Origin of the sequence: Hassallia byssoidea VB512170 (assembly GCF_000817785.2) — a bacterium.
GTDB lineage: Bacteria > Cyanobacteriota > Cyanobacteriia > Cyanobacteriales > Nostocaceae > Hassallia > Hassallia carrinoi.
This window is the reverse complement of sequence record NZ_JTCM02000097.1, coordinates 1-25,689: the sequence shown is the minus strand read 5'-3', so window position 1 is coordinate 25,689 and position 25,689 is coordinate 1. Positions and strand designations below refer to the sequence as shown.

Below are 25,689 nucleotides of genomic sequence, written 5' to 3'. Positions count from 1 at the left end.
ACGGTGATGCTGAACCACTGTACCAAAAAGCTTTGCAACTAACGCAACGCTTGCTGGGAGAAGAGCATCCCTCTGTTGCCATGAGTTACAACAACCTGGCAGGACTCTACCAATCCCAAGGACGGTACAGTGATGCTGAACCACTGTACCAAAAAGCTTTGCAACTTTATCAACGCTTGCTGGGAGAAGAGCATCCCGATGTTGCCATGAGTTACAACAACCTGGCAGGACTCTACCGTTCCCAAGGACGGTACGGTGAAGCTAAACCACTGTACCAAAAAGCTTTGCAAATTGCTGAACAAAGCTTAGGGGTTAATCATCCCAACACAATTACTACCCGTGAAAATCTGACTAATTTAGGACTTACGCAAAATGACCAAAAACGAACCGCAGAGGACGCAGAGAACACAGAGGAATAAGAGGAGCGATCTTGGTTTTTGCGTAAGTCCTGTAATTGTCTGCGAGAATGGTCGCTATCAATTCAGAAAAGGCAAAACGGAGAAGGATAATTTTTAGTGGGTTTAGATTTTGCAGGGTGTTGTTACTGCTCATCAAAAAGTGCATTTAAATTGTGGCTGCATTAAAACTAAAGTCGAGTGTAAAACCTAAGAATTATTGGGTTTTGAAGTCAAAGTTGCTTCTGTCCTACAATAATGATAAAAGTCCACGGGCTTCAAGAGAGGAAATTGTTGATATGTCCTACCCTAAAGTTAATGATGAAGAAATTACCCGACGTGGCAAAGAACTCTATGAAAAGAGTATCCGCACTCAAGTAGAAACACCAGAGAATATTGGCAAAATTATCTCAATAAATGTTGAGACAGGTGAATATGAGATTGGTGATGATTTGGTTGTCACGAGTCTGCGGTTAAGAGCCAAACAAGCTGATGCCGCAGTTTGGGCAGAAAAAATCGGATTTAATGCAGTCTACGCAGTTGGTGGTACATTGGTCAGGACGGCATAGTGATACACGGAACTGTAGTTGGGCTTCAAGCTCAAATTGGTGTAATTCTTTGTCTGTGTGAAGGTACAAACATAGAAATTAAGTGTGTTGTTGATACAGGCTTTGAAGGTTTTTTGACCTTGCCACCTGATGCCATTAGTGAACTTGGGTTGACTTATGTTGCCCGAATCAATGCAAATCTTGCTGATAATTCCAATGTTGCAACTAACGTTTATTTGGCAACTATTTTGTGGAACGGTGTAGAGCGTGATGTAGCAGTTTTAGCTATGGGTCGTCGTCCGCTTATTGGAACTGCGCTACTTGAAGATTACCATCTCAGTATAGACTTCTGTGCTGGTGGTACAGTTCTAGTTGATAATATTTTATAATTTTGAGCAATAAACTGGCAATTGCGCTTGAGCGATCGCCTATTCTCGTCATGTAGATTGTCTAGAATACTCTTCCAAAAAGTTTTGGAAATTGCTGAACTCAGTTTAAAGATAAATCATCAATACGCGATCGCTACAAGGCTACTGCAAAATCTGTGTACTGCCGCATGTTAGGCTCGTGGAATGCCAACACAATATCTTCCTTGGGAACACCCGCACGAACTATATCAGTTGCAATGCCATTTTCAGTCCAATCTTCCTCAATCTTTGATTTTACCATCACGAATGCGAACATAAACGGTAATACCAGTAATGCGATCGCCGTTCTCCCAACCAAGGTTCATCCAGATGTAATGCTTCTTTGACTCATCCACAATCAAAAATGTCTCAATGTCTTTGTTGGGACGACGGTTGCATAATTCTACATACTCAGATATAATACGCCTGATTAGCTTGGGATACTCGGTTAATTTATCCATTGCCTAATCTCCTCTTTCTCTATGTCTACAATAATGAGTATTCAGTAGGGTGTGTTACGGCATTAGCCGTAACGCACTCTCGATGAATCGTGCGTTGCGCGAGCGACAACGCACCCTACAAAATTCTGACTGTACTACAAAATTCTGACTGTACCAAAAAGCATCTTGCGGTTTAGTCATCATATTGTATCGGGTGACAATGCGATTGCATCGAGTCACAATGCGATTGTGTCGGGTGACAATGCGATTGTGTCGAGTCACAATGCGATTGCATCGAGTCACAATGCGATTGTGTCGGGTGACAATGCGATTGTGTCGAGTCACAATGCGATTGTGTCGGGTGACAATGCGATTGTGTCGGGTGACAATGCGATTGTGTCGGGTGACAATGCCATTGTGTCGAGTGACATCAAGTCCAAATAAGTAGTTATGATTCTCACACTCACTGCACCCCACCCCTTAATCCCCTCCCCGCAAGCGGGGAGGGGAGACAAAGCACAGCTTTGACGGGGTGGGGTTCTGCGGATAAGAGTAAGTAATAAAGCGGACGTGATATGATAATGCGATCGCATCAACCTGCAAACATTAAATCACCTTTTTTTCGCCTTACTGTTATATTTTTTGTTTGAATGGGTACATTAAATATACAATTTACCGCGTATGCAACTATGCCTACCCCAGATATAACACGTCGTTTGTCCCGTCAACTGATTAGTCAAGATATTGACTCAATGCACGGTTTGCAAACAATCACTACCTATGATACACCCCGTACTGATGCCTCTGGGACAAAGTTACAGCAAGCTTATCAGGCTATGTTGACTTCTCAACAAGCCGAAACCGAAAAACTAACTTTATATCGTGCTGCTGCGGATGCTGCGCGATTAGCAGAATGGGAATTTCACAATACTGTATTAGCGATGAAAGAAGTCGTGCGCGGGCAATATGGGACAGATAGCGATCAAGCTCAAGCGGTTGGATTGAAGAAAAAATCAGACCGCAAGCGTCCCACTCGCAGAAAGCCAGTTGCGATCGCAAGTTAATACCAAGAGCGAAAAAAGAATGCGACAGATGGGTAGGGGCACGGCACTGCCGTGCCCCTACGAAGAATTTATGTGTCGCAAACATTATTTAAATTGGTATAATCAACCAAGAATGAGGGGAAAGAGAAAATTTCCCCTTCCCCACGCAAATTCACTAGCTTTGAATAGCGGAAATCGCAAACAACCAGATTGCTACGCCAAAACTGGCTATAATCGCGGCTGTGAAAACTGGATGCTTCTCCGCTTTCACGTACAGGCTGCCTGAACGAATCCATCCTTGGTGGGTTCCGCGCTCGTGCATACCATAGCCAGCGCGATACAGCGCGTTGTCTTCGCGATCGCGTGAGGGGCGATCGGACTGCTGAGAGAAAAACGCCCAAATCTCCATCAACTTGTCCGTCAGTCGCGGCGCCATACCACCTAGCACCGCAAGGGATTTGGCTTGAAAGCCTACGAACATGTCCCGCTTCGGATGTTCTGCCGAATACAAAATTGCTTCAGCTACCGCTTCGGGTGGGTAAATCATGCCGCGATGAGCCGGTTGCTTAGGCATATAACTGCGGGCGTGTTCGTTGTACGGTGTGTCGATTCGTCCGGGGTGAATCAACGTTACGGAGACAGGAGCCTTTTCCTTTTCTAACTCCATCCGCAAAGCATCCGTCCAGCCATGAATCGCGTGCTTTGAAGCCGAATAGGTAGATTGGACTGGTGCTGCGCGATCGCCCAAAAAGCTACCAACGTTGATCAGCGCACCGCTTCTTCCGCGTTCCCTAAAGTGTTTGACGGCAGCGCGGGAACCATAGACGGTTCCCCAAAAGTTGGTGTCAAACATGCGCTTCATGTCCGGTATCGAAACTTCTTCGCAAGCACCGAAGATGGATACACCCGCGTTGTTTACCCAGGTGTCGAAACCAGAGAACTCGGCGATCGCTTTCTGTGCAATGCGATTAACGTCTTCTTCTTGTCCTACATCAGCGACGACGTAGATTGCTTGACCCCCTTTGCTTTTGATCTCATCAGTCAGTTGACGCAAAGCGTCTTCATTACGGGCTGCAAGGACAAGTTTTGCACCCTGCTTTGCAGCCATTCTCGCAGTCACCAAGCCAATTCCGCTGGAAGCACCAGTAATGACAATTACTTGGTTTTGGAGGGGTTTAAGTGAAATAGTCATGATTTCTAACTCTCTACAAAATCTTTATAGAACCGTCGAACAATCGCGCTCGTGTCTTCTTGGGACATTCCCGCTTTTATTCGATGCATTTTTTTTTGACAATGCCGCTATGTTCTATAACTTATAGGTGAAAGAAATCGTCTTATCCTCCGTTGCAGGTATGAGGCGATTACCCATTAAAGCGATCGCCTTATACTACACACTGTTAAACAAGCGCAAATTTTTACCTTATATCATCCGCACGGTTGCCGCAAACCCTGACCATCTGTATATTTTGAGTAAATCATTTGCGAAACTTTCGGCGGTTTTTCGCCAATATGAAACGCTCGCACACGTTCTTCAATTAGGCGATCGCTATTCGTCACCCGTTCAAATTGCCGTTTGTGTTCTGCCCAAGATTCGACAATTTGTGTTTCCACAAACCGACCTGGGTCTGATAAATCTTGATACAAACCCCACCGAATCGCTCCATCACGCCGGCGAATTTGACTTAGTGCTTGCATCGCTTTGGTAAACTCCTCCGCGTTCGCTGGGTCAATGCGATATTCTAAACTAATCAACACAGGTCCATCATTCGGACATGGTTCAAAAACATTTGTCGGTTGATCCCAATGCAGCGAAGACCGCAAATCCAACTTTTCCGCACACCGCAAGCGATAGCGTGCAGTCAGTGCCACACCCACAATCAAGCCCACTCCCGCGCTAGTCAAAGCTACGGTGATGCTTGTGCGTTGGGCTACAGCACCCCACAAGAGGCTTCCCAAGGTCATACATCCCTGGAACACAAGTAATTGCACCGATAAAGCTCTCGCACGCACCCAGGTAGGCACGGCTGTTTGCGCTGAGACACTGAAACTAACCATACAGCTGAGAGAAGCAATTCCCACCAACAGCATCAAGGCACATACTACGTAAAAATTCCGCACTGTTCCTAGCGCCAGCAACATTATACCCATCAATACTGATGAGCCTGCCACCAATTTATCTATAGAAAACTGCTCCCGTAGCTTCGGTAAAATGAACGCTCCTGCTAATCCACCAATACCCCAAAAGCCTAGAATCATTCCGTATCCGAAAGCATCAAGCTTTAATTCTCGTCTTCCTAAAAGCGGTAAAAGGGCAAATAAGGCACTAGCAAATAAAATGTAAGCTGAGGTGCGAATTAGCACTGATTGAAAAGTTGGAGCGTAGCGCACGTAACGAATACCCGCTTGTACCGCTCCGATGAAGCGTTCTGTCGGTAAGCCGCTTTTTTGCGGGGTGCGACGCCACTGATAAACTACTATTATCACCCCAACAAAGGAAGCCGCATTAAGTAGAAAAACTGCTCCCGTACCAGCTTGGGCGATAATTATCCCCGCTAAAGCCGGACCAATCGATCGCGAAAGGTTAACCACAATGCCACTAAGGGTGATAGCTTGGGGAAGTTCTTCTTTTTCTACTAGTTCTGGGGTTACGGCTTGCCATACAGGCATATTCATCGAACTGCCGAGACTCAGAGCAAAAGTGAGAACTAAGAGAATCCACGGTGTAGTAATGTTTGCCAGGGTGAGAAATCCCAACAAAGTAGCGACAATCAGCATCCAACCCTGAGTCCACAAAATCATTTTTCGCCGATCGACGACATCTGCCAGCGCTCCCGCTGGTAATGCCAGCAAAAAAAACGGCAAGCTTGATGCTGCCTGCATCAACGCAATTAAAAACGGTGACGGTGAAAGTGAAGTCATCAACCATGCTGCGCCGACGTCATGCATCCAAGTGCCAACACTAGACACCGCTGAGGCTGTCCAAAGGGCACGAAACACTGGCTGACGTAGGGGAGTCCACATCGAAACAGAAGCTGCTGGTGCGGTCATAATTCAAAAAGTGGAGGAGGATATTAGGAATGAGCGCAAAATCATGATAAAACGAACCGCCAAGTACGCCAAGTGCGCCAAGCAATAAGAGTTGCAGAGAGTTTTTGCGCTCATTCCTGGATATATAGTCTTTCTCACTTCGTTGCAATACAGTCGGAACCCCACCCCGCATTTGCTTACGCAAACGCTCCCCTCCCCGCTTGCGGGGAGGGGGTAGGGGGTGGGGTTGAAGCGTACCTCATGCAACTGAGAACCGCTATAAAACTCAAGCAACGAAAAGCAACTTTTTTCCAAGTGGGGTACTTGACGGTTGATCTAATTAGCAGCCAGGAAGAGTGTTATTTAGTACTACAAATTTATATACACTTAAAGCAACGGCGATCGCTTATTCGCTTATTTTTTTATAGAGGAGCGAATCTCAACATGGATTGGCAATCACTTCTTGTTGTCAGCAGTGTTATTTCATTCGGAATTCTAGAAAATCTGTTTCCGTTTTTCAGTTTTAAAGAGAGTTTCGATAAAAGAGTTTATACTAATTTAGTTCTCGGCTTGATAAATGTATTGGCAAATAATTTTACCATAGCTTTACTCTTAAATTGCATTTGGCAACAAACTTCATGGTTCGGTATTTTTCATTTTATTCATTCACCTATCTTAAAAATAGTCTTGTCTTTCTTATTGCTCGATGGATATATGTATGCGTGGCACAGATTAATGCATACTCTGCCTATTGCATGGCGTTTTCATAAAGTTCATCATACAGAAATGTTAATGAATACTTCTACTGCTTATCGCTTTCATCCAGTTGAGGCAATTTTAGCTAATCTACCTAAGTTATTTTTAATCTGGTTATTTGGTATTACTCTAGAAAACTTATTACTCTATGAAATCTTATTGGCATGTGAATTAATCTTTCATCACAGTAATTGGGCTATCCCGTTAAAAATTGATAGATATCTCAGCTACCTAATTGTCACACCCAATTATCATCGCTCTCATCATTCTCAAGCCCGAAAAGAAGCAACAGCAAATTATGCGAGTTTTTTCACTATATGGGATATACTTTTCAATTCTTATAATTATCCTCGCAATCCAAAGGCGATTAAATTAGGTTTACCTCAGGAAAAGAAAGAATTAAGTATTATAAATCTACTAAAATTACCTTTTTAATTTGGGAATAGGTAATAGGTAATGGGTAATGGGTAGTGGGTAGTGGGTAATGGGTAATAACTTTTCTCACTCTTCAATTAGCAATTCCCAATTCCCAATTACCTATTCCCAATTCCCAATTCCCCATTACCATTATTTAGAGTGAAACACTTTTCACAGCAGTTTCCTGTTGACAAATTTGCATCGGTTGAGCCGATCGCAATACCGCATCCAGCAACCCCGGAAACAATTCATCTATATCCTGACGCCGCAGCATGTTAATATGCTGTGTTCCTTCTTTGCGCGTGAAGACTACCCCCGATTCCCGCAAAATCTTAAAGTGATTCGACATCGTAGATTTGGCGATCGCAAAATCAAACCCCGCACACGGTTGCGCTCCCACAGTCGCAAGCAACCGCACAATCTCCAACCTCACCGGATCGCCTAAAGCATACAGCACTCCTGATAAAGATATGTCTTTTCTGTCTGGGTGATAAATAAATCTCATAGTTGCACTATCTCGAAAAATAAACTATATTTAATTTATTCGATTATATCGAACTAAAGAATATTACAGGAGGACAACTATGTCATCCGTTACAAACGTAACAGAAGCCACCTTTAAGCAAGAAGTCCTAGAAAGTGAAATTCCCGTGTTAGTGGACTTTTGGGCACCTTGGTGCGGTCCTTGTCGGATGGTGGCTCCAGTAGTCGATGAGTTTGCTGGTGAACACGTAGGACAGGTGAAAGTGGTGAAACTGAACACAGATGAAAATCCCACTGTCGCTAGCCATTATGGAATTCGCAGCATTCCCACACTGTTAGTGTTTAAAGGCGGTCGGCAAGTAGATACGGTTGTAGGTGCAGTACCCAAAACAACCTTGACTAAAACTTTATCACAGTATCTGTAATTGAAAATTGGGGATTGGGAATTGGGAATTGGTAATTGGGCATAGGTTTGGCTGTGCGTTGGGCGGGGATGCCGACAGTCACGCACCTGCCGTCATTGGGCATAGGTTTGGCTGTGCGGTCTTGGGAGCAAATCGCCACTCCCCTCAAGTCGGGAAACCCTGACTGTGGGGGTGGCGACCCAAGTGGAGCACCTGTCGTCATTGGGCATTGGTAATTGGGAAAAAGGTAATTGGTAATAATTCTTTCCCCATTACCCATTCCCTATTACCCATTCCCCATTCCCCATTCCCCAATGCCCCATTAATAGAGGTAACTTATGAATACCGATATCAATTTACTTTCTCCGTACAAGTTAGGTGAACTTGAATTACCTAACCGAATTGTGATGGCTCCCTTAACGCGACAAAGGGCAGGTAAGGGAAATGTTCCACATCAGTTAAACGCCGAATATTACGTTCAACGAGCTTCAGCGGGACTGATTATCGCCGAAGCAACTCAAGTTTCTCCTCAAGGGCAGGGGTATCCGAATACACCAGGCATTTATTCAGCAGAACAGGTGGCAGGTTGGCGATCGCTGACAGATGCAGTACATCAGCACAAAGGAAGAATTTACTTGCAACTGTGGCACGTTGGGAGAATTTCTCACCCAGATTTGCAACCAAATAAAGCGTTACCTGTAGCACCGAGCGCGATCGCTCCCCAAGGACAAGTAATGACTTACGAAGGAATGAAACCTTTTGTTACTCCTCGCGCTTTGGAAACTTGGGAGATTCCAGAGATTGTCGAACAGTACCGCCAAGGAGCGAAAAATGCATTAGAAGCTGGGTTTGATGGGGTAGAAATTCACGCAGCAAATGGTTATTTAATTGACCAGTTTCTCCGGGATGGTACGAATCAGCGTACAGATAAATATGGCGGTTCAATTGAAAATCGCGCCCGACTGCTGGTAGAAGTGACAGAAGCGGTAATTGGTGTATGGGGTGCTAATAGAGTAGGGGTGCGGCTTTCACCCAGCGGCACTTTTAACGATATACGTGATTCTAACCCTTTAGAAACCTTTGGTTATGCGGTTGAGGCGCTGAATAAATTTAATTTAGCATATCTGCATATCTTTGAAGCGATAGAAGCAGATATCAGACATGGGGCAACGGTGGTGCCAACCAGTCATCTCAAAGAGCGCTTTCAAGGTACACTCATTGTCAATGGCGGTTATGACAAAAGCAGAGGTAATACTGTTTTGTCAACAGGTGCGGCTGATTTAGTTGCATTTGGTACTTTGTATATAGCCAATCCCGATTTGCCTGAACGCTTTGCTTTGAATGCACCGTTAAATCAACCCGATCCGACAACCTTTTATGGTGGCGGTGAAAAAGGATACACAGACTATCCAGCGATCGCTAGTTAACTTATTCTACTAACGTAAATTCTGCAAAGTTGTCACGGTGCTGATTGCAATTGCGATCGCTTCATCTTGACTAACAAAAACACGGGGAGGAAATCATGCCACACTTATTCGATTCTTATCAACTTAAAAGCGTAACATTACGTAACCGTATTGGGATTTCGCCGATGTGCCAATATAGTTCCGATGATGGAATGGCTAATGATTTCCACTTAGTTCATCTTGGTTCGCGTGCAATAGGTGGTGCAGGATTAATTATCGCCGAAGCTACTGCTGTGGAACCGCGAGGACGCATCACGCCAAAAGACGCGGGAATTTGGTCAGACAAACACATTGAACCGCTACAGCGCATCAACAAGTTTATCAAAGAACATGGTGCAGTACCGGGGATTCAGCTAGCGCACGCTGGGAGAAAAGCCAGCGCAGCGCGTCCGTGGGAAGGCGATAATTCGCTTAAAGATTCTGAAGGTGGTTGGGAGACAATCGCACCTTCGGCGATCGCCTTTGATAATCAAAAATTATGGCGTGTTCCCAATGAAATGACACACCAAGATATTCAGCAAATACAGGATAATTTTCGATCTGCCACAGTGCGATCGCTTGAAGCTGGATATGAATGGTTAGAATTACATTTTGCCCACGGTTATTTAGCACATAGCTTTTATTCACCGCTATCTAACAAACGTACAGATGAGTATGGCGGTAGTTTTGAAAATAGAATTCGCTTTTTGTTAGAAACAACACGCGCTGTCAGGGAAGTTTGGCCCGATCGCCTGCCCTTAACTGCCAGATTATCATGTTCTGATTGGGTAGAAGGCGGTTGGACAATTGATGATTCGGTGGAATTGTCGAAAAAGCTGAAAGCTGAAGGTGTCGATTTGATTGATTGTAGTTCGGCTTTCAACACTCCTGATAACAAAAACATTCCCTTTGGTTCTGGTTGGCAAATTCCTTTTTCCGAAAAGATTCGTCACGATGCCAACATTGCCACCGCTGCCGTGGGTTTGATTACCAACGCCATGCAAGCCGATGAAATTATCCGCAATAATCGTGCAGATATTGTACTATTAGCACGGGAAGCGCTACGCGACCCTTATTGGACTTATCGCGCTGCCCAAGAACTTCACCAAAAAAATATTGCTACATTGCCGATACAATATGCAAGTTGGCTGTAAAAAGCTGAACTAATAAACGAAGCTTTGGAAAGAAGTTAATATTATGTCCGGCAAATTAACCTTAATCCCATTGAGACCTCTTCAAAAACTAGAACCGCTTACTACAAACTTTCGTGAAAAAGTGCGTAAGTCCTAATTTTGCTCATGTTAATTAGTTCCTACTAAAAAATGCGCGTCTTTGATTTAAGCGCTGAAGCGCTGACTACAATAGGAGAAATCACAAATGATTGACCTTTACTACTGGACAACTCCCAACGGACATAAAATCACAATGTTCCTTGAAGAAGTCGGACTGCCTTATAATATTATTCCGGTAAATATAGGAATTGGCGATCAATTTAAACCTGATTTTCTCCAGATTTCCCCGAATAATCGCATTCCGGCAATAATTGATCGCGAACCTGCAATTGGTGGTGAACCGATTTCCGTCTTTGAGTCTGGGGCAATCTTATTATATTTAGCAGACAAAACCGGCAAGTTGATTTCAAGAGATTTGCGCGATCGCGTTGAAACCCTGCAATGGTTATTCTGGCAAATGGGCGGTTTGGGACCAATGGCAGGACAAAATCATCACTTCGTTCAATACGCACCCGAAAAGATTGACTATGCTATCAATCGCTATGTCAATGAAACAGGGCGTTTATATGGAGTGCTGAATAAGCGATTAGCAGATAGAGAATTTGTAGCTGGTGATTATTCTATCGCTGATATTGCCGCTTATCCGTGGATTACCGGATATGAGGGTCAACGTCAGAAATTAGAGGATTTTCCTAACTTGAAGCGCTGGTTTGAAGTTATTAAAGCACGTCCGGCAACAATTCGCGCCTACCAAAAGGCAGAGGCATTTAAAAATCAGACGCTTAATATTGAGAAATCGCGGGAGTTATTATTTAACCAGTCGGCGAAGACGATTCAATGACAAATAAAACACCCGTTTCATTAGGACTGTTGGGCGCTGCGGGCTTCATGGTAATTGCCGACGTGCGGGTAATTGACCCGCTGCTACGTGTCATTGCCGACGATTTTAAACTAAATGTTGGCAGTGCAGCGGTGATTGTCAGCGCCTATACAATTCCTTACGGACTGTTTCAATTAGTTTACGGTCCCTTGAGCGATCGCATTGGTAAACTCAAGGTAATAACGGCGGCAATGGCTGCATTTGCTGTGGGGACAGCTGCTTGTGCCTTTGTGCCAAACATCGCCATACTCGCATTGCTGCGGTGTCTCACGGGTATAGTTGCAGCCGGGATTATTCCAGTATCGCTAGCTTATATTGGCGATAACTTCGCCTACGAAGAACGCCAAACAGCAATCGGAAGGTATCTAAGTGGAGTTATATTGGGTCAAATTCTCGGCGGCACTTTGGGTGGTATCTTCGGGGAGTATCTTAGCTGGCGTGACATTTTTCTGCTGTTTGGGGTTGTATCTTTAGCGATCGCTGCTTTAATGTGGCGTCGAAGTCACCGCTTACCCAAAGAACAGCATCATACTTCAAGTCCGATGGGTTTGGCAACGTTCAAACCTTATTATCAACTTATGACCCAAGCGATCGCTCGCACTATCATCATAGGAATCTTTATTGAAGGCTTTTTCGTCTATGGCGCATTTGCTTACATTGGTGCATTTCTCAGAGACAAATACAACTTATCTTATTTAATCATCGGCTTTATGCTCTGTGGCTTCGGGCTAGGTGGTCTAATTTATAGTGGTACAGTCAAATGGCTAATACGCAAGCTTGGCGAAAGAAATTTGATTGCAGTTGGAGGATGGTTGTTGTGTGCTGGCTACTTATCCATAGCAGCATTTCATAACTGGATGCTGTTTATCCCTCTAAGCATCCTCATGGGATTGGGCTTTTATATGATGCACAGCACTCTCCAAACAAAAGCCACAGAACTCACCCCCGAAGCACGAGGGACAGCAGTTTCGCTGTTCGTGTTCAGCCTGTTTATGGGACAGGGAATCGGTGCAGCAGTCTTTGGTAGGATTGTCGATAATTTCGGCTATATTCCTTGTTTTATTATCGCTGGCGTTGCCAGTGCGCTGCTCTCAGTCTGGCTGGTGATGCAGAATAAACATGTGCGATTCAGATAAAACTTTAGCTCGTAGTAAGCGATTTATCGCTTTCTTTCTCCTCTTTCTTCAAATTGCGTCTACCCCAAGGCTTGAGAACCGAAACAGCAACGATCGCTAAAACACAAAAAGTCTGAATAATCCTACCTATAATCACTCCCTTTTGGTCAAATATATACAGCGGATTTTGCAGCGCTTGTAACCTGTCGGTTGACGAAATCGCTGTCATAGCGTTCACCCACGGACCCAGCCAGATAGTACCCGTAACAATCAGTGTTACCGTTGCTACCCACTTAACTATTACCCAGTAGTGTTTGAAAAATCCCCAAATCGTCAGCCAGCAAAGCAACCCACCTGTTAAGAGCGATAAATTAGCAGAGGGAATAATTACAAAGTCATCTAGTCGTTTAAGAATCGAATTTATTGCATATAAGGAGTCCCCGTTAGGAGTGTTGCGGTTACTCCAAGCAATAACAACCATACACAAAGCAGTTCCAAACCAAATTCCTCCAAAGGCAACATGGAAGGATAACAACCAGTTTTTCTGCTTGACGTTTAGCTTCTTCATCAGGCTTTACCTTAGTTATTAGTCACCTTATAGTTAGGCGGCTAATTAAAATTTACAATAAGTCTGATTTTTTCACAACAGATTTTACAGGTCAAACATTGCCGGAGTTCCAGCCTTTACCTTAGCTAGCAGTTTAATTAAAGTCTTTTTTTCAGCTTCAGTCAGATGAGCCATTAAATTTGTGGTACGGCAAAAGTGGTCAGGAAGCATTTGAGAAAGTAACTCCCTGCCTTTATCAGTTAATTGCACACTTAACATCCGCCTATCTGCCGGGCAAGGCTGACGTATGATTAATTTATCTCGTTCTAGTCCGTCAAGCAAGCCGGTGACAGTAGCTCTAGTAACACCTGTGCGTTCAGCACATTCGGATGGTGTTAATTGCTTATCAGCTTGAAGCAACTGCATTAACAGCGTGAATTTCCCCATTGAAAGATTATATCGGGCAAAATGAGCGTCTAAAGCTGCATATACATCAGCCGTGGTGTTGAGAAACGCTAAACAAGTCTCTACAGAAGCGATATCTAATTCAGGATAGGAGTTGGCAAGATTTTGTAAAGTTTGGCGATCAACAAAAGAATGTAGTGTTACCACTGTCTTCGAGAACCTTAATTAGGTGGCTAATCACCAGGTTATATCAAGTCCGGCTAAATAGTGTTCAATAAAACCTATGCTTATTCACAAGGGTGCGATCGCCAATGCCGAAACTTGTAAAGATTGAACCTCATCTAAGTGTAAAGGAACTATAACAAAATGTTTATCACTACCCATATTTACCACTACCCTGACAGATTCCATTGCATAACCAAATTTGATTGATGCAGCTCTTGTGTACTTAGTAAATTTATGCGACATTTTCAATAATACAAAGAACGCTTAAGACGAACCAATAAATCCTTAGATAATCAACAGAGGAGGAGTCGATGCTTTATAAGCCTCATGACCGTCGTCGTTTTCTTCAAAAGGCCGCCCTCTTCTCTACTGGTTTAGTCACCTCAGTAATTTCTCCTCGTTTTGCGAGTGCTGGTTTTGGAAAACATGGAATGTCTCGATATGATTATATTGTGATTGGTGCAGGTTCAGCAGGCTGTGTGGTTGCCAACCGTCTCACAGAAGACCCCCAAACAACTGTGTTGTTGCTTGAAGCAGGCAATCGGGATACCAAACCAGAGATTCAAATCCCACGGGAAGCTAGGAATTTACCTGGCTCCGAGGTGGACTGGAAATATTTCTCGGAACCTGAACCGTACCTTAACAATCGCAAGATATTTTGTCCCCGTGGTAAAGTCTTGGGGGGCAGCAGTTCGATTAATTACATGGTGTATATGCGGGGCAATCATCACGACTTTGACCACTGGCAGGAATTGGGCAACCCCGGTTGGTCGTACCAAGATGTCTTGCCCTATTTCAAGAAATCTGAGCATCAGCAACGTGGTGCCTCGGAATATCACAGTGTGGATGGGGAGTTGAGCGTCACCGATATCGTGTCTCCTGCTGCGGTTTCAAGAGCGTTTGTAGAAGCAGCGGTGGCAATGGGATATGAGTACAATCCTGATTTCAATGCAGAGCAGCAAGAAGGGGTAGGACCGCTTCAGTTTACAATCAAAGATGGTAAGCGGCACAGTACTGCTGCTGCATTTCTCACGCCGATTCTGGATCGTCCGAACTTAACGGTGCAAACAGGTGCGTTGGTGACTCGATTGTTGTTTGAGGAGACTCGCACTATCGGGGTGGAATACCTGCACTCTGGAACGCTACACCAGGTTAGGGTCAGTCAGGAAGTCATTTTAAGTGCGGGGGCGTTCGATTCGCCCAAGCTGCTAATGCTTTCTGGCATTGGGAATGCAGAACACTTGCAAGCAATGGGGATTTCAGTCGTCGTCGATCTGCCGGGTGTGGGTCAAAACCTGCAAGACCACGTTGGCTTTCCCGTGCCCTACCAGGGAACTCAAAAAGTGCAACCTGCTGCCACTGGTAATGGTATTTCTGAAGCTGCAATATTTATGCATAGCGAGGGGAATCTCGATGTTGAGCCAGATTTGCTGTTTTTCTTCGATCCCCGTCCTTTATCACCTCCTGGGTATGTCCGCGTTGATTCGGGGTTCACAGGCTATGTTAGTTTGACCCATCCCCAGAACATTGGCAGTGTCGCTTTGCGATCGCTTGACCCCACCGATGCCCCGATCCTTCGGATGAACTATCTGCAAAGTCAATCGGATGTGCAGAAGCTAGTGGCAGGGATTCAATTCTTTCGCGACTTGTTTCATTCAAGTCCCTTTGATGAGTTTCGAGGTGAGGAAATTGCTCCCGGTGTCGAGGTTCAGAGCAATGAAGCACTCGTTGCTTATGTTCGGGAAGTTTGCGGGACTGTGTATCATCCTGTCGGAACTTGCAAAATGGGAACTGACCCAATGGCGGTTGTAGATTCTGAACTCCGGGTACATGGGGTGAAGGGATTGCGTGTCGTCGATGCCTCGATCATGCCAACGATCACCACGGGAAATACGAACGCGCCCACCATTATGATTGGTGAGAAAGCAGCCGATCTGATTAAAGCCGCAAAGCACAGTTCTAAACAACACGGTAGTGGTAAAAAGCACAGGATACGAGAGAATGGGAGACGATGATTGAGTTAGTTCGCTAGGAAAGGAACCCATAAAAGCCCTCCTTAATCGCGCATAGGAAGGAAAATATTCGCCCTCTTTGTTGGTATACTTTTTAAGCTCGGCAGCAATGCTATCTGCAAAACTAACAATTAATATCATGTCCTTTAATCACACATATTGTAGAGACGTTCCGTCGAAACGTCTCTACGACGGTTGCAGTATTTTTATTAGTATTAATTCAACGGACATGATATAAAATAAGACCCCGACTTCAAAGAAGAAGTCGGGGCAAATCGTTTCTCACGCTCTTCCGAGCAAACTGCTATGGAAATAATTAGATATTAACCGTATTTTGTAGAGACATATAACTAATCTAACTCTCGGCGTCCTTCTAAAGCTCTTGCCAGCGTTACCTCATCAGCGTATTCCAAATCGCCACCGACAGGCAAACCAAAAGCAATCCGCGTCACTTTAGTAAATGGCTTTATTAGCTGACCAATATATAACGTGGTCGTTTCTCCTTCGACACTGGGACTAATTGCCAGAATAACTTCTTGCGGCTTATCTTTACTTACCCGTCGCACCAAAGCTTGCAAAGTTAACTGTTCTGGACCAATTCCATCTATGGGAGAAATCACCCCACCCAAGACATGATACTTGCCTTTGAACTCGCGGGTTTTTTCTAGTGCAATCACATCGCGAGAATCTGCTACTACACAGATAGTGCTGTTGTCACGGTTGGAGTTGCGGCAGATTTCACAAACAGGTTCAGAAGAAAGGTGAAAGCAGACAGAACACAAGCCTATCTGTTTTTTTGCTTCAATTAAAGCTTGTGCTAAATCTTCTACTTCTGATTCTGGACGCTTCAAGATGTGCAGCGCTAGACGTTGGGCAGTTTTCGGACCCACTCCTGGCAAGCGTTGCAGTTGTTCAATTAACCGTGCTAAAGGACGTGCGTAAACCGTTGTCTTATCTCCAGTATGTTCGTACTATTACTATAATGACATTTTTCAGGATTTTGGATTGGTCATTTGACTCAAATTCATCGTATTTGCTTAAGAAAAGGCGATCGCGCAATAAAGATATCTTAAGTAAAGAAAACTGATGCAGTTTGGGGCATTCTAATGATATATCTCAAATTTATCTCAAAGAATGTGAGATAAATTCTTGAATAGTGCATCCAAAATGCTTTTTCAATACAACCTTTACTTTATCTTTCTTAGTTTAACTGCAATTATTTCAGCTATTGTTGCCTTTGGTGCGTGGCAGCGTCGCAAAACTTCTTCTGTTAGCAAACCGTTTATTTTGATGATGCTGGCGATCGCGCTTTATGCTATGGTTGCGGCGATGGAAGCAGGTGCGATCGCTCTAAAAGATAAAATATTTTGGTCAAAGCTAGAATACCTTGGATCGGGTAGTGTAATTACGCTTTTCTTAATATTTGCGATCCACTTCACGAACAAAAGACCGTGGCTGACATCTCGCAATACAGTGTTGTTATGGATTATTCCCGCCTTGAATGTGGCAATGGTTGCGACCAACGAATGGCATAATCTGATTTGGCATGGCTTTTTGCCCGATCCTCATAAAAGTAATGTTGTGATTTACCAACATAATATCGGCTTTTTTTGGGTGATGGCGTGTATTTATGTTTACACACTTGCAGGCATATTGCTGCTTACCAAAAGAGCTTTGCTCCCGTCTATTCTGTATAGACACCAGTCTTGTATGGTATTAGCTGGTGCGTTGATACCACTGCTTGGGGCTAGTGCTTATATGCTACACCTTACTCCCCCAGGTTTGAACATCACCCCGATGAGCTTCATGCTGACCGGACTGATCTGTGCTGTTAACATCTTTCGCTTCCGCATGTTTGACCTTGTTCCGGTAGCGCGGGACATTTTGATTGACAGCATGAGTGATGGTGTGCTTGTCTTGGATGTGCAAAACCGCATTCTTGACATTAATCCTGCGGCACAAAATCTGATTGGGACTACAGCACACCTGATTGGACAATCTGCCGAGCAAGTTTTGTCAAAATGGCAATATAACATCACATACCACGAATATGAATGCGTCAACACAGAGATATTAATCGATTCGGCAACACTTCGTTATCTGGAGCTACAAATTACGCCATTACGCGATCGCCGCAGGCAATTAACAGGATATCTGCTTATTTTGCGTGACATTACTCAACGCCATCAGGCTGAGGTTGAACTTCGGCAGGCTAACGAACGTTTGCGTCTTCAGGTGCTGGAAATTGAGACTTTACAGGCTCAACTACGAGAACAGGCAATGCAGGACGGACTGACTGGCTTATTCAATCGGCGTTATTTTGACTCCTCACTCCAAAGAGAACTGGTAAGGGCAGCACAAGAGTCTTATCCAGTTGCCGTTATTTTAATGGATATCGATTACTTTAAGAAAATTAACGATACATTTGGGCATCAGGCAGGCGATCGCGTGTTACAAGTATTTGCAGACTTGCTGCGCCAATACAGCCGCTCCACTGACATAGTGTGTCGATATGGTGGTGAAGAGTTTGTATTAGCTTTGCCCGGTATAACACTAAATAATGCGTTTCAACGTGCTGAACAAATCCGGTTATCCTTTCAAGCTGCGCGAGTTAAATTTGCAGACAAGGAAATTAATACAACGGTTTCGGGTGGGATTAGCGTATTTCCCGAACAGGGAAAAACCAGCGATGAGCTGTTGCAAGTTGCCGATAAAGCATTGTATATCGCCAAAGCATATGGACGCAATTGTATAAAATGTATCCGATAATACTCACCGATACTACGCAAAATACCTCTCCAACTCTTATTCCTCTGTGTCCTCTGCGTTCTCTGCGGTTCGTCCCGTCCGTGAAAAACTGCGTAAGTCCTAACTCAATCAGGCATAATTGTTTCCTGAAGATTCGCGCCGGTAAAGTTAGCCCCTCTAATTTTAGCGCCGGTGAAGTTAGCGCCTTTCAGGTTAGCGCCTGCCAAGTTCGCACCATTTAAGTTAGTCCATCTCAAGTTAGCTTTGCTCAAGTCGGCTTCACTCAAGTTAGCCTTGCTCAGATATGCACCACCCAAATGAGCATAACTTAAATTAGCTTTGTACAAATCAGTTTTATAAAGATAAGCCCCGATTACTTCCGCTTCATACAGATTCGCTTGGCTTAAGTCAGCTTCACTCAAGTTAGCTTCCATTAAATTTGCAAAACAGAGGTTAGCCCGACAAAGTTTTGCACAAGCCAAATCAGCACCTTTCAAATTAGCTTTGCTCAAGTCAGTGCCAATTAAATTAGCATAAGCGATCGCAGCGTCTTTGAGATTTGCCTCACTCAAATTAGCTCCAATCAGATTCGCATAACTCAAATCTGCCTGTGTCAGTGTAGCACCACTCAAGTTAGCAACACTAAAGTTAGCTTCACTCAGGTTAGCTTCACTCAGGTTAGCTTTATAAAGGTTAGCGCTGCTCAAGTTAGCACCACTAAGGTTTGCTCGCACCAGTAAAGCATTACTCAAATCCACCCGGCTCAAGTTTACCCCTTGGAGGTTCGCGCCTCTGAGATTATACCCTTGCAAATTCGCCGCGCTGAGGTCTGGTTCAATTTGGGGATTTTTCTTTCTCCACTCGATCCATGTGACTGCACCTGCTTTCAGTAAAGCTAGATGCTCTCGATTTGCCATGATATTTATTTTACTCCTGACGCCCACTCAGAGGATTTGTCCGACCAGCGACACTTTCAATCGCTGCTAACGCTCCTGCCGCACCTGCGAGAATATCACGTTCGTGTCCACCTAAATAAAGCCGTCCAAAGCTTCCTACAGCTTGCACCTCAAGAATATTAATCGATGCGGCTTTCTCAGCTTCATTTGCGGCAAGTGCAGCGTAAGCAGCAGGCTCAACTTCTAAAACATACAGCGTTTGTCCCGCTAATAGTAACTGTCCGCGTCGCGTGCGATTGATAAGTTGTGTTTGATAAGCATCAATATTGCGGATAATCTGGGTAGAAACAACACGCGGTTTCAGACACTCTTCTCTTTTAACTCCTAATGTCGCCAAAATCGCTTGACCAGCAGCTCGCGTTTCCCCTTGAGAGGCAGAATGAACTTCTAATAAACCGTAGAGTCGTTCGACTACCTGTACTCCCGGACGAACAGAAGCCGATTTGAGGGCTACATCGGTAATTTTATTAATTTCGATACCAGGAGAGATTTCAATCCACAGCGATGTATCTCCTGGTAATGGCAAGAAACCTTGGGCTACTGTTCCTATATATGCTGCGTGTTGAGGTTGCAGGCTGTCGAGAAAGACAAAACTGCGTAGTTCTATTCCCAAAGTTTAGCTCTCCAGTCATATTGCGATGTATGGGCGTAACTTTAAACTACTATAAGGCTAGGTGGATGCGTAAGCCGAGTAAAGTTGAAAAGAGTTGGTCATTCAATTGAGTATAAATCGGCGATGATGCTGTCTAAACTTTTACCTCACTCTCACCACGCATAATCTTGAAAATATCTCTAACAATCTTGTTGCGAATCTCCATTAAGCTGTCTACATTAAGTTTTTTAACTTTGAGTTGTTCAAAATAGTCAACGAGGCGATCGCAATGGCTTTCTAAGTGTCCGTTGTAACGCTTTTGTCTACAAGCACTGTCTAAAATAGATTGGTTAGAGCTAGTTGGTAAAGTTTCTAGTAGCTGATTTATTTGTTGCCAATCATAAGTTGAATTATATAAAAGTAAAATAGATTTACAAGTTGCTGTCCAAATTTTTCCTAAATCTGCAAACTGAGTTAAACGGTGAGGATAAAATCCTCTTACTAAACAATCTCCTTCACTAAAAATTCTTTCTAAATAAAATGTTTCATTATCACGATTTCTTTTTAGTTTCTTTCCATCTTCAGCGATTGCCGAACAATATGTAAACATTCTGATAGCTTTTTTAATTTTTAACCCCAGTTGACTTTCATTTTCATCATCACATAGTTCCAGTATTCCCATGCCAAATAACAGAATACATGAATGCGTTCCAAATAAATACGTAGATTTATTATCGTCAGTACAAATTTTCTTTAAAATCGAAAAATCAATCTTTATAACATTATTTTCCGATTCATAAATCTGCTTATACTCACCGTTTTGCTCACTTAACTCTTGAATGAGAGGCACGACTTGGATTAGTACATCTCCGTAATTTTTATAATATTTATCATCTATACTCACATCGGTTATTCTGCCACCATTATCTTTAATCTTTTGGTAGGATTTTTTCCCAATATTTTTATAACAAATTAAAGCATGTTCTATCAGTCGTTTAGCCCAATGCAGACATTCTTCTCTAGGAAATTTTGTAGGAGATGGTTGATAATCCCCCAAATAAGCCACCATAATATAGCACCAACTTTGGTAAGCAGACCAGTAAGCATAAATTGCCGGGTTGCCATCTCTAGCTGCATAAATTCGCGCCTTTTCTAAAAGGCTTATAGGCTTTATCAGACCATCCCATCTACCTCCACCACGGTCTATATAAGAAGATGTGAATATATAAAGTTTTGCTCGGTGCGCGTATACTCTTGATAAAAGATAAAAGAATGGATGAAAATTACTTTGAACACAAGCACTGATAGCATAATACTTTTTTAAAATATTTTTCAGATATCTTTCGGCATTATCTAAACTATCTGTAGCCGCTCGAATAGCAATAGCACGATCTGAATGTAGTTGACGGATTTCTAAATCTTCTAAATCTGTCAAGTAATGATATCTAAACTTACATAGCTCATATTTGGCAAACATGAAATCATCAAAGCATTGATTACTACCTATTTTGGCATTTTCAATGTGAGGTTCTAAAACATCAAGATATTTTTTAGCAATGCGGTAAAGTCCTTCTTTTAGATAGTTTTCAGTTATATTTAAGTGAGCATTGTAAGCTACTGCACTCCAAGGCTTACCGTCATTTATTTCTGAAAACTTTAACTGACTATTTGCAATACGATATCTACCTCGAAAAACTGTCTGATTTAAATAACCTTCCATCGCTTTTAAAGAAAATGGATAAAAATCCAAATAACTTTCTGCTTTTCTGAGTGCATTAATTTCTTCGACTCGATGGCACAGTTCGGTAAGATATACTACAGGATTTATCCCAGTCTGTTTAATTGCTCTTAATCTAGCTTGTAGTGCAGCCTTAGCAGCTATTTCTACAGAATCAAAACCGCAGTATTCACCATAAGCAGTTTCATCGCTGCTGATAATCTCTTCATAATTTTTATTTGAATTAATTGCTTTATCAATATCATCTTTCTTACAAAGATTAACTAAACTATAAGACCAAACGAGACTGGAACTCCCAAAAAACTCGTTGTTAGTTAAAAGATTACGAGCCACTGGAAAATAATTACTTAGTGCCGGAATATCCGAGAATAATACTCTATTGATTGCAGAAATAATATGATAAATTGGACTGCCAATTCCAGTAATTTCTTCAAAAAACTCTAATTTATTTTCATTTTGATTAAAAAAACTTATTTGATGATATTCTCCTTCAATCCAAGCTTGATAATCATCTGGAACTTTTACATAAAAATGTATTTTTACTTTATACGCAAATTGTCTTTCTAACCCAACAACGTCCTCCTCATCTTCTTCATCGTCTAGCAAAAGTGGATTGAGCAAACCAAACTTTTGTTCTTCCGTCTTTACATAAAGGGGTAAAGGATGTATTTTTTCAATTTCTAATTGCTTGAGATGGATAGGAAACTCATCGGTGAGTATTTCATTTTCTACAAGAGAGCGAGTTAAATGTTCTATAAAATTATGAGGCAATAAGCTAATATCTGGTTGTAGCTCACCTCTGAACATATCATCTTTCAACAGAGATTTATATTGCCTAAAGCCTGTTTGCAACTCAATTCGACTTATTTCACGACAAACTTTGTTGACCAGTTCTTTAGTTTTTTGTATTTTTAAATTTTCATTTATTCCCTGATAATGGTCTTCGAGGAAAAGTTCAACATTTATTTTAATTATATCTGTGATTGACAAAGGTAAAGAGGATTTCTTTTTTAACTCTAATTTCTTGAATGAATTATAAAATAAATTTGTAACTCTTTTGTAGAAAGGTATGACATCTTCAGTTTTTAAACCTTTGACAGGATCGGTAACAATTGCCAAAAATTCTTGTAGCATCGGTTCTCCTGGATGTACGGAAAGATTTAACTTTTCCTTTTCTTCCAGAGTTAATTGATAAAACTTGCGAAATGCTCTTAACTTTTCTGCTCTAGTTAAAATTCGGGGAACTTCAGATTCTGGGGTGTTTAATCTTTGTTTAGCCCAGTAATTTTGTATTCCCGCTAAAATTTCGACTAACTTTCCTAAAGTTAATCCTGGAACTACAGAGACTCTCTCTTCCTGACTATAGTATTCAGGAAGTACGGAACGTAAAACACGCCTGATAAAAATCCGGTTATTTTTTTGATGCCATTGTTCAGCAATACTCCTTTCATTGGGTTTAGCGTTTTCTTGCTTTTCATTTATTCCAAGGTCACTTAAACATTGTAATAAATATTTATATACAGATTTATCCCTTTGTTGATCTTCAAGAGAGCGTCTTCCTAAATTTTGTAAATCTTGATCGGATGACTCATGATTTGGTAAGTTATCCATGTTTGCAGACTTTTTAGTTCTTTTTGCCATACTGCCATACTTTAGTTTTTGAGTTAGCTTTCATTAAATGTACATAAAGTTTATTATTTACCCATGCAATTTGTACATAATGTACACAAAAATACAGAAAAAATTGCTCTTGAGATGCTATTTTGAAGATTTCAAGGCTAATGAGGTTATATTAAGCTGTTGCGATCGCTCTAATCATACTTAAATTTTATACATTTTGTACAATACTAATTTTTTAGTTGTACACCTTGAAGTGTATCCCTAAATTATGTATAAACAAGTAATCGCACATAACACGACAACAACTAAGCGGGATTAAACCAAACTTCATGAATAGAAATGGTATGAAAACTTTCACTTTCCATACCGAAGACCAAATTTCAGCATTCAAGCCTCGTGGTATTGATGATCTAGTCTATGTACTGAAGAGAGCTGACTTAGAAGGAAAAAAGCTAATAGACATGTTCAAAGAAGTGGGAGATAGGTTAATGCCAGTACTGGAGGAAGCTTTACTGGAAGTTGAACCCGCAAGAGGTTTTGTTGCATCTCACAAACCAATCCACCAGTCGAAGTTGGAAGGGGTATCCGTTAAAAGTTGGCAGAAGACTAAGACACATACAATTAAGTTTCGCCAAAGGTATAAAAATATTCCCGTGTATGGCGCTCTTGTAACACTGGAAGTTGACGATAACTACAATTTGCTGGCAATCAACTCAGCTATTGGCGATCCTAGTGGCATTGACGCATCCCCCAAGTTGAAGCCTGAGAAACTTAAGGAGTTAATTCAGAAACTGACAAAGCATAATTTGGCAAATTTGGATTTAACTGCAACTGTCTATTACTACTTTGACACTAAGTTTAAGAACTGGCGGTTAGTGTATGTCGTTGAGAACCCATTTCAAAATACTAATGCTCCCCCTAAGTCTGAATCAATACCAGAAATGGTAGACTATGTAATTGATGCTCATACGGGAGATTTAGTTTCTGAGCTACCCCGTGTGAAGACTATTAGATAAAGTTTTCAGGGAGAATCTGGGTTGGCGCAGTATCAGGAAGAGCTACTAATTAATTTGGTCAACAGCGTACCTTTTCTTCTGAAGATAACCCGCAACGACGGATATATTTAGAGGATGCAATAGTGGATGGTACGTACGTATTATTTTAATAAAGCTATAGATAATGCTCTTCCCGGTAGAGAAATAGTCAATCCCCCCCAAGAGCAAACCTTTAACGCTCATAATAATGTTTTTAACGTTAAAAGATTCTTTAGAGATGTCCTCGAACACTCTTTAGAAGATGAAGAAACAGAGGTTTACATCTCTAGTATTATGTGTGTTGAAGACCCTCACCCGAATTACCAAGAAGATAATTGTGCTTACTGGCACGATCGCCTAGAGCAAGCATTTTTCGGGCAGTGTTTCATCCAAAATGGCGAACTGCGTTCTTTAGCTATAGCTCAAGATATTGTTGCTCATGAGTTTGGTCACGGATTGACCAGTTGGACTGCCAAGCTTGTATATAGAGACGAATCAGGGGCACTGGACGAGTCCTTCGCGGATATTTTTGCTATCTTGGTTGCTAATTACAACATACTTAATATTGGCATGTGGAACTGGGAAATAGGACGCGGATTTGGTCAAAACGGTCAAGCAATTAGGGATCTAAGTTCTCCCCCTAGATACGGTCATCCCGAACACATGAACAATTATCAGTATCTGGTTCACGATCGCGGTGGGGTTCACTTTAATTGTGGAATTCACAACAAGGCAGCTTATAATTTATTAACTTCGCAAGATAATGAAGATAACTATCTTTTCGATCCAGAATCTGCCGCCGTACTTTTCTATAAAGCATTAACACAACTGGGTGAAACCTCTAGTTTTAGTGATAGCCGTCGTGCTATTCAGGAAGTAGGAAAAACTCTGTTTCGCAACAATCCTAACATGGATGAAAAGCTTCAAGCGATCGCTACAGCTTTCGATGAAGTGGGAATTTTCTTGGAGTAAATATTCTTAACAAAAAAGCGCCCCCCGGTTGACCAGGAGGCGCTTTTTAATTTGTAAAGACGCGAGGGAATCGCGTCTCTACTGGTTTAAAAATTAACCGTTGATAGCAGGTGCAGTCAATGCTACAGGTGCTACATCAGCAGCAGCCAAATCTAGAGGGAAGTTGTGAGCGTTGCGCTCGTGCATTACTTCCATACCCAGGTTAGCGCGGTTGATTACATCAGCCCATGTGTTGATTACACGACCAG

The 25,689-nt window shown here is 42.5% G+C and carries 28 protein-coding genes and 1 pseudogene; 14 read left to right on the top strand and 15 right to left on the bottom strand.

Annotation, left to right across the window (positions count from 1 at the left end; genetic code table 11):
* The 3 genes from PI95_RS27550 to PI95_RS27540 form a co-directional block, all read left to right on the top strand.
* Window positions 1-419: tetratricopeptide repeat protein (locus PI95_RS27550; RefSeq protein WP_039738688.1), on the top strand; the 419-nt coding region annotated here is incomplete at its 5' end.
* A 275-nt stretch (window positions 420-694) separates the two neighbouring features.
* Complete coding sequence (locus tag PI95_RS27545; RefSeq protein ID WP_039740315.1) at window positions 695-964, top strand: hypothetical protein; 270 nt, start codon at window positions 695-697, stop codon at window positions 962-964.
* On the top strand, window positions 964-1,332 hold the full coding sequence (locus PI95_RS27540; RefSeq protein WP_039738685.1) for a clan AA aspartic protease: 369 nt from the start codon (window positions 964-966) through the stop codon (window positions 1,330-1,332). Before PI95_RS27545 ends, PI95_RS27540 begins: the two co-directional genes overlap by 1 nt.
* A gap of 133 nt (window positions 1,333-1,465) precedes the next feature.
* Here PI95_RS27540 and PI95_RS37285 read toward each other — a convergent pair whose 3' ends face one another.
* Genes PI95_RS37285 through PI95_RS37675 form a run of 3 tightly spaced genes read right to left on the bottom strand, consistent with a single transcriptional unit; the run spans window position 1,466 to window position 2,267 of the window.
* Entirely contained in the window at window positions 1,466-1,612 is a 147-nt protein-coding gene (locus tag PI95_RS37285) for an element excision factor XisI family protein (RefSeq protein WP_336507625.1), read from the bottom strand.
* Window positions 1,593-1,811: an element excision factor XisI family protein gene (locus PI95_RS37280; protein WP_336507624.1), complete on the bottom strand. Its 219-nt coding sequence runs from the start codon at window positions 1,809-1,811 to the stop codon at window positions 1,593-1,595. Before PI95_RS37280 ends, PI95_RS37285 begins: the two co-directional genes overlap by 20 nt.
* A 54-nt stretch (window positions 1,812-1,865) precedes the next feature.
* The gene (locus PI95_RS37675) at window positions 1,866-2,267 is read right to left on the bottom strand and encodes a hypothetical protein (protein ID WP_163519243.1); all 402 of its coding nucleotides are present in this window, start codon (window positions 2,265-2,267) and stop codon (window positions 1,866-1,868) included.
* A 212-nt stretch (window positions 2,268-2,479) separates the two neighbouring features.
* On the opposite strand from PI95_RS37675, the gene PI95_RS27525 reads away from it, so the two are divergent.
* Complete coding sequence (locus PI95_RS27525; protein WP_039738682.1) at window positions 2,480-2,854, top strand: hypothetical protein; 375 nt, start codon at window positions 2,480-2,482, stop codon at window positions 2,852-2,854.
* 154 nt (window positions 2,855-3,008) lie between these two features.
* On the opposite strand, the gene PI95_RS27520 is transcribed toward PI95_RS27525, so the two are convergent.
* Entirely contained in the window at window positions 3,009-4,025 is a 1,017-nt protein-coding gene (locus PI95_RS27520) for an SDR family oxidoreductase (RefSeq protein WP_039738680.1), read from the bottom strand.
* A 233-nt stretch (window positions 4,026-4,258) separates the two neighbouring features.
* Window positions 4,259-5,881 carry an MFS transporter gene (locus PI95_RS27515; protein WP_236117215.1) on the bottom strand — a complete coding sequence of 541 codons (1,623 nt, stop codon included), beginning with the start codon at window positions 5,879-5,881 and terminating at the stop codon, window positions 4,259-4,261.
* A gap of 240 nt (window positions 5,882-6,121) precedes the next feature.
* On the opposite strand from PI95_RS27515, the gene PI95_RS27510 reads away from it, so the two are divergent.
* The gene (locus PI95_RS27510; RefSeq protein ID WP_236117214.1) at window positions 6,122-7,051 is read left to right on the top strand and encodes a sterol desaturase family protein; all 930 of its coding nucleotides are present in this window, start codon (window positions 6,122-6,124) and stop codon (window positions 7,049-7,051) included.
* Between the two features lie 136 nt (window positions 7,052-7,187).
* On the opposite strand, the gene PI95_RS27505 is transcribed toward PI95_RS27510, so the two are convergent.
* Window positions 7,188-7,538, bottom strand: coding sequence for an ArsR/SmtB family transcription factor (locus PI95_RS27505; RefSeq protein ID WP_039738679.1), 351 nt, complete (start codon window positions 7,536-7,538; stop codon window positions 7,188-7,190).
* 79 nt (window positions 7,539-7,617) lie between these two features.
* Here PI95_RS27505 and trxA point away from each other — a divergent pair, with 79 nt between their 5' ends.
* On the top strand, window positions 7,618-7,941 hold the full coding sequence (gene trxA, locus PI95_RS27500) for a thioredoxin (RefSeq protein ID WP_039738678.1): 324 nt from the start codon (window positions 7,618-7,620) through the stop codon (window positions 7,939-7,941).
* Here the strand turns inward: trxA and PI95_RS27495 are convergent.
* Complete coding sequence (locus PI95_RS27495; protein WP_163519242.1) at window positions 7,916-8,200, bottom strand: hypothetical protein; 285 nt, start codon at window positions 8,198-8,200, stop codon at window positions 7,916-7,918. The two genes, trxA and PI95_RS27495, sit on opposite strands and share 26 nt — an antisense overlap.
* Before the next feature lie 58 nt (window positions 8,201-8,258).
* Between PI95_RS27495 and PI95_RS27490 the strand changes: the two genes are divergently transcribed.
* The 4 genes from PI95_RS27490 (at window position 8,259) to PI95_RS27475 (ending at window position 12,613) form a co-directional block, all read left to right on the top strand.
* A complete protein-coding gene (locus tag PI95_RS27490) occupies window positions 8,259-9,347 on the top strand; it encodes an alkene reductase (protein WP_039738676.1) in 1,089 nt (362 codons plus the stop codon).
* Between the two features lie 95 nt (window positions 9,348-9,442).
* Window positions 9,443-10,519, top strand: a complete 1,077-nt coding sequence (locus tag PI95_RS27485) for an NADH:flavin oxidoreductase/NADH oxidase (RefSeq protein ID WP_039738675.1) — start codon at window positions 9,443-9,445, stop codon at window positions 10,517-10,519.
* Window positions 10,520-10,742: 223 nt separating this feature from the next.
* Entirely contained in the window at window positions 10,743-11,438 is a 696-nt protein-coding gene (locus PI95_RS27480; RefSeq protein ID WP_039738673.1) for a glutathione binding-like protein, read from the top strand.
* Window positions 11,435-12,613: an MFS transporter gene (locus PI95_RS27475; RefSeq protein ID WP_039738672.1), complete on the top strand. Its 1,179-nt coding sequence runs from the start codon at window positions 11,435-11,437 to the stop codon at window positions 12,611-12,613. The genes PI95_RS27480 and PI95_RS27475 overlap by 4 nt, the downstream gene beginning before the upstream one ends.
* Before the next feature lie 4 nt (window positions 12,614-12,617).
* Here PI95_RS27475 and PI95_RS27470 read toward each other — a convergent pair whose 3' ends face one another.
* The 3 genes from PI95_RS27470 to PI95_RS36250 all read right to left on the bottom strand — a co-directional run bounded on the left by PI95_RS27470 (window position 12,618) and on the right by PI95_RS36250 (window position 14,012).
* Window positions 12,618-13,160 carry an integral membrane protein gene (locus PI95_RS27470; RefSeq protein ID WP_039738671.1) on the bottom strand — a complete coding sequence of 181 codons (543 nt, stop codon included), beginning with the start codon at window positions 13,158-13,160 and terminating at the stop codon, window positions 12,618-12,620.
* Window positions 13,161-13,244: 84 nt separating this feature from the next.
* Window positions 13,245-13,751, bottom strand: a complete 507-nt coding sequence (locus tag PI95_RS36255; RefSeq protein ID WP_039738670.1) for a MarR family transcriptional regulator — start codon at window positions 13,749-13,751, stop codon at window positions 13,245-13,247.
* 84 nt (window positions 13,752-13,835) lie between these two features.
* Window positions 13,836-14,012 (bottom strand): hypothetical protein, encoded by a 177-nt coding sequence (locus PI95_RS36250; RefSeq protein ID WP_236117213.1) that lies wholly within the window; start codon window positions 14,010-14,012, stop codon window positions 13,836-13,838.
* A gap of 188 nt (window positions 14,013-14,200) precedes the next feature.
* On the opposite strand from PI95_RS36250, the gene PI95_RS27460 reads away from it, so the two are divergent.
* Window positions 14,201-15,784: a GMC family oxidoreductase gene (locus tag PI95_RS27460; protein ID WP_039740309.1), complete on the top strand. Its 1,584-nt coding sequence runs from the start codon at window positions 14,201-14,203 to the stop codon at window positions 15,782-15,784.
* 347 nt (window positions 15,785-16,131) lie between these two features.
* On the opposite strand, the gene recR is transcribed toward PI95_RS27460, so the two are convergent.
* A complete protein-coding gene (recR, locus tag PI95_RS27455; protein WP_039738669.1) occupies window positions 16,132-16,689 on the bottom strand; it encodes a recombination mediator RecR in 558 nt (185 codons plus the stop codon).
* Window positions 16,690-16,948: 259 nt separating this feature from the next.
* Here recR and PI95_RS27450 point away from each other — a divergent pair, with 259 nt between their 5' ends.
* Window positions 16,949-18,550 carry a histidine kinase N-terminal 7TM domain-containing diguanylate cyclase gene (locus PI95_RS27450; RefSeq protein ID WP_039738667.1) on the top strand — a complete coding sequence of 534 codons (1,602 nt, stop codon included), beginning with the start codon at window positions 16,949-16,951 and terminating at the stop codon, window positions 18,548-18,550.
* Between the two features lie 104 nt (window positions 18,551-18,654).
* Here PI95_RS27450 and PI95_RS27445 read toward each other — a convergent pair whose 3' ends face one another.
* The 3 genes from PI95_RS27445 to PI95_RS27435 all read right to left on the bottom strand — a co-directional run bounded on the left by PI95_RS27445 (window position 18,655) and on the right by PI95_RS27435 (window position 23,456).
* Window positions 18,655-19,446: a pentapeptide repeat-containing protein gene (locus PI95_RS27445; protein ID WP_039738665.1), complete on the bottom strand. Its 792-nt coding sequence runs from the start codon at window positions 19,444-19,446 to the stop codon at window positions 18,655-18,657.
* A gap of 10 nt (window positions 19,447-19,456) precedes the next feature.
* The gene (ccmP, locus tag PI95_RS27440) at window positions 19,457-20,098 is read right to left on the bottom strand and encodes a beta-carboxysome protein CcmP (protein WP_039738662.1); all 642 of its coding nucleotides are present in this window, start codon (window positions 20,096-20,098) and stop codon (window positions 19,457-19,459) included.
* Window positions 20,099-20,231: 133 nt separating this feature from the next.
* Complete coding sequence (locus PI95_RS27435; RefSeq protein ID WP_163519241.1) at window positions 20,232-23,456, bottom strand: HypX (modular protein); 3,225 nt, start codon at window positions 23,454-23,456, stop codon at window positions 20,232-20,234.
* Window positions 23,457-23,779: 323 nt separating this feature from the next.
* On the opposite strand from PI95_RS27435, the gene PI95_RS27430 reads away from it, so the two are divergent.
* Both PI95_RS27430 and PI95_RS27425 read left to right on the top strand, forming a co-directional pair.
* Window positions 23,780-24,451, top strand: coding sequence for a hypothetical protein (locus tag PI95_RS27430; protein WP_163519240.1), 672 nt, complete (start codon window positions 23,780-23,782; stop codon window positions 24,449-24,451).
* 126 nt (window positions 24,452-24,577) lie between these two features.
* Complete coding sequence (locus tag PI95_RS27425; protein ID WP_039738656.1) at window positions 24,578-25,441, top strand: M4 family metallopeptidase; 864 nt, start codon at window positions 24,578-24,580, stop codon at window positions 25,439-25,441.
* Window positions 25,442-25,534: 93 nt separating this feature from the next.
* Here PI95_RS27425 and PI95_RS27420 read toward each other — a convergent pair.
* Window positions 25,535-25,689 (bottom strand): annotated as a pseudogene (locus PI95_RS27420) (photosystem II q(b) protein); the annotation flags it as partial.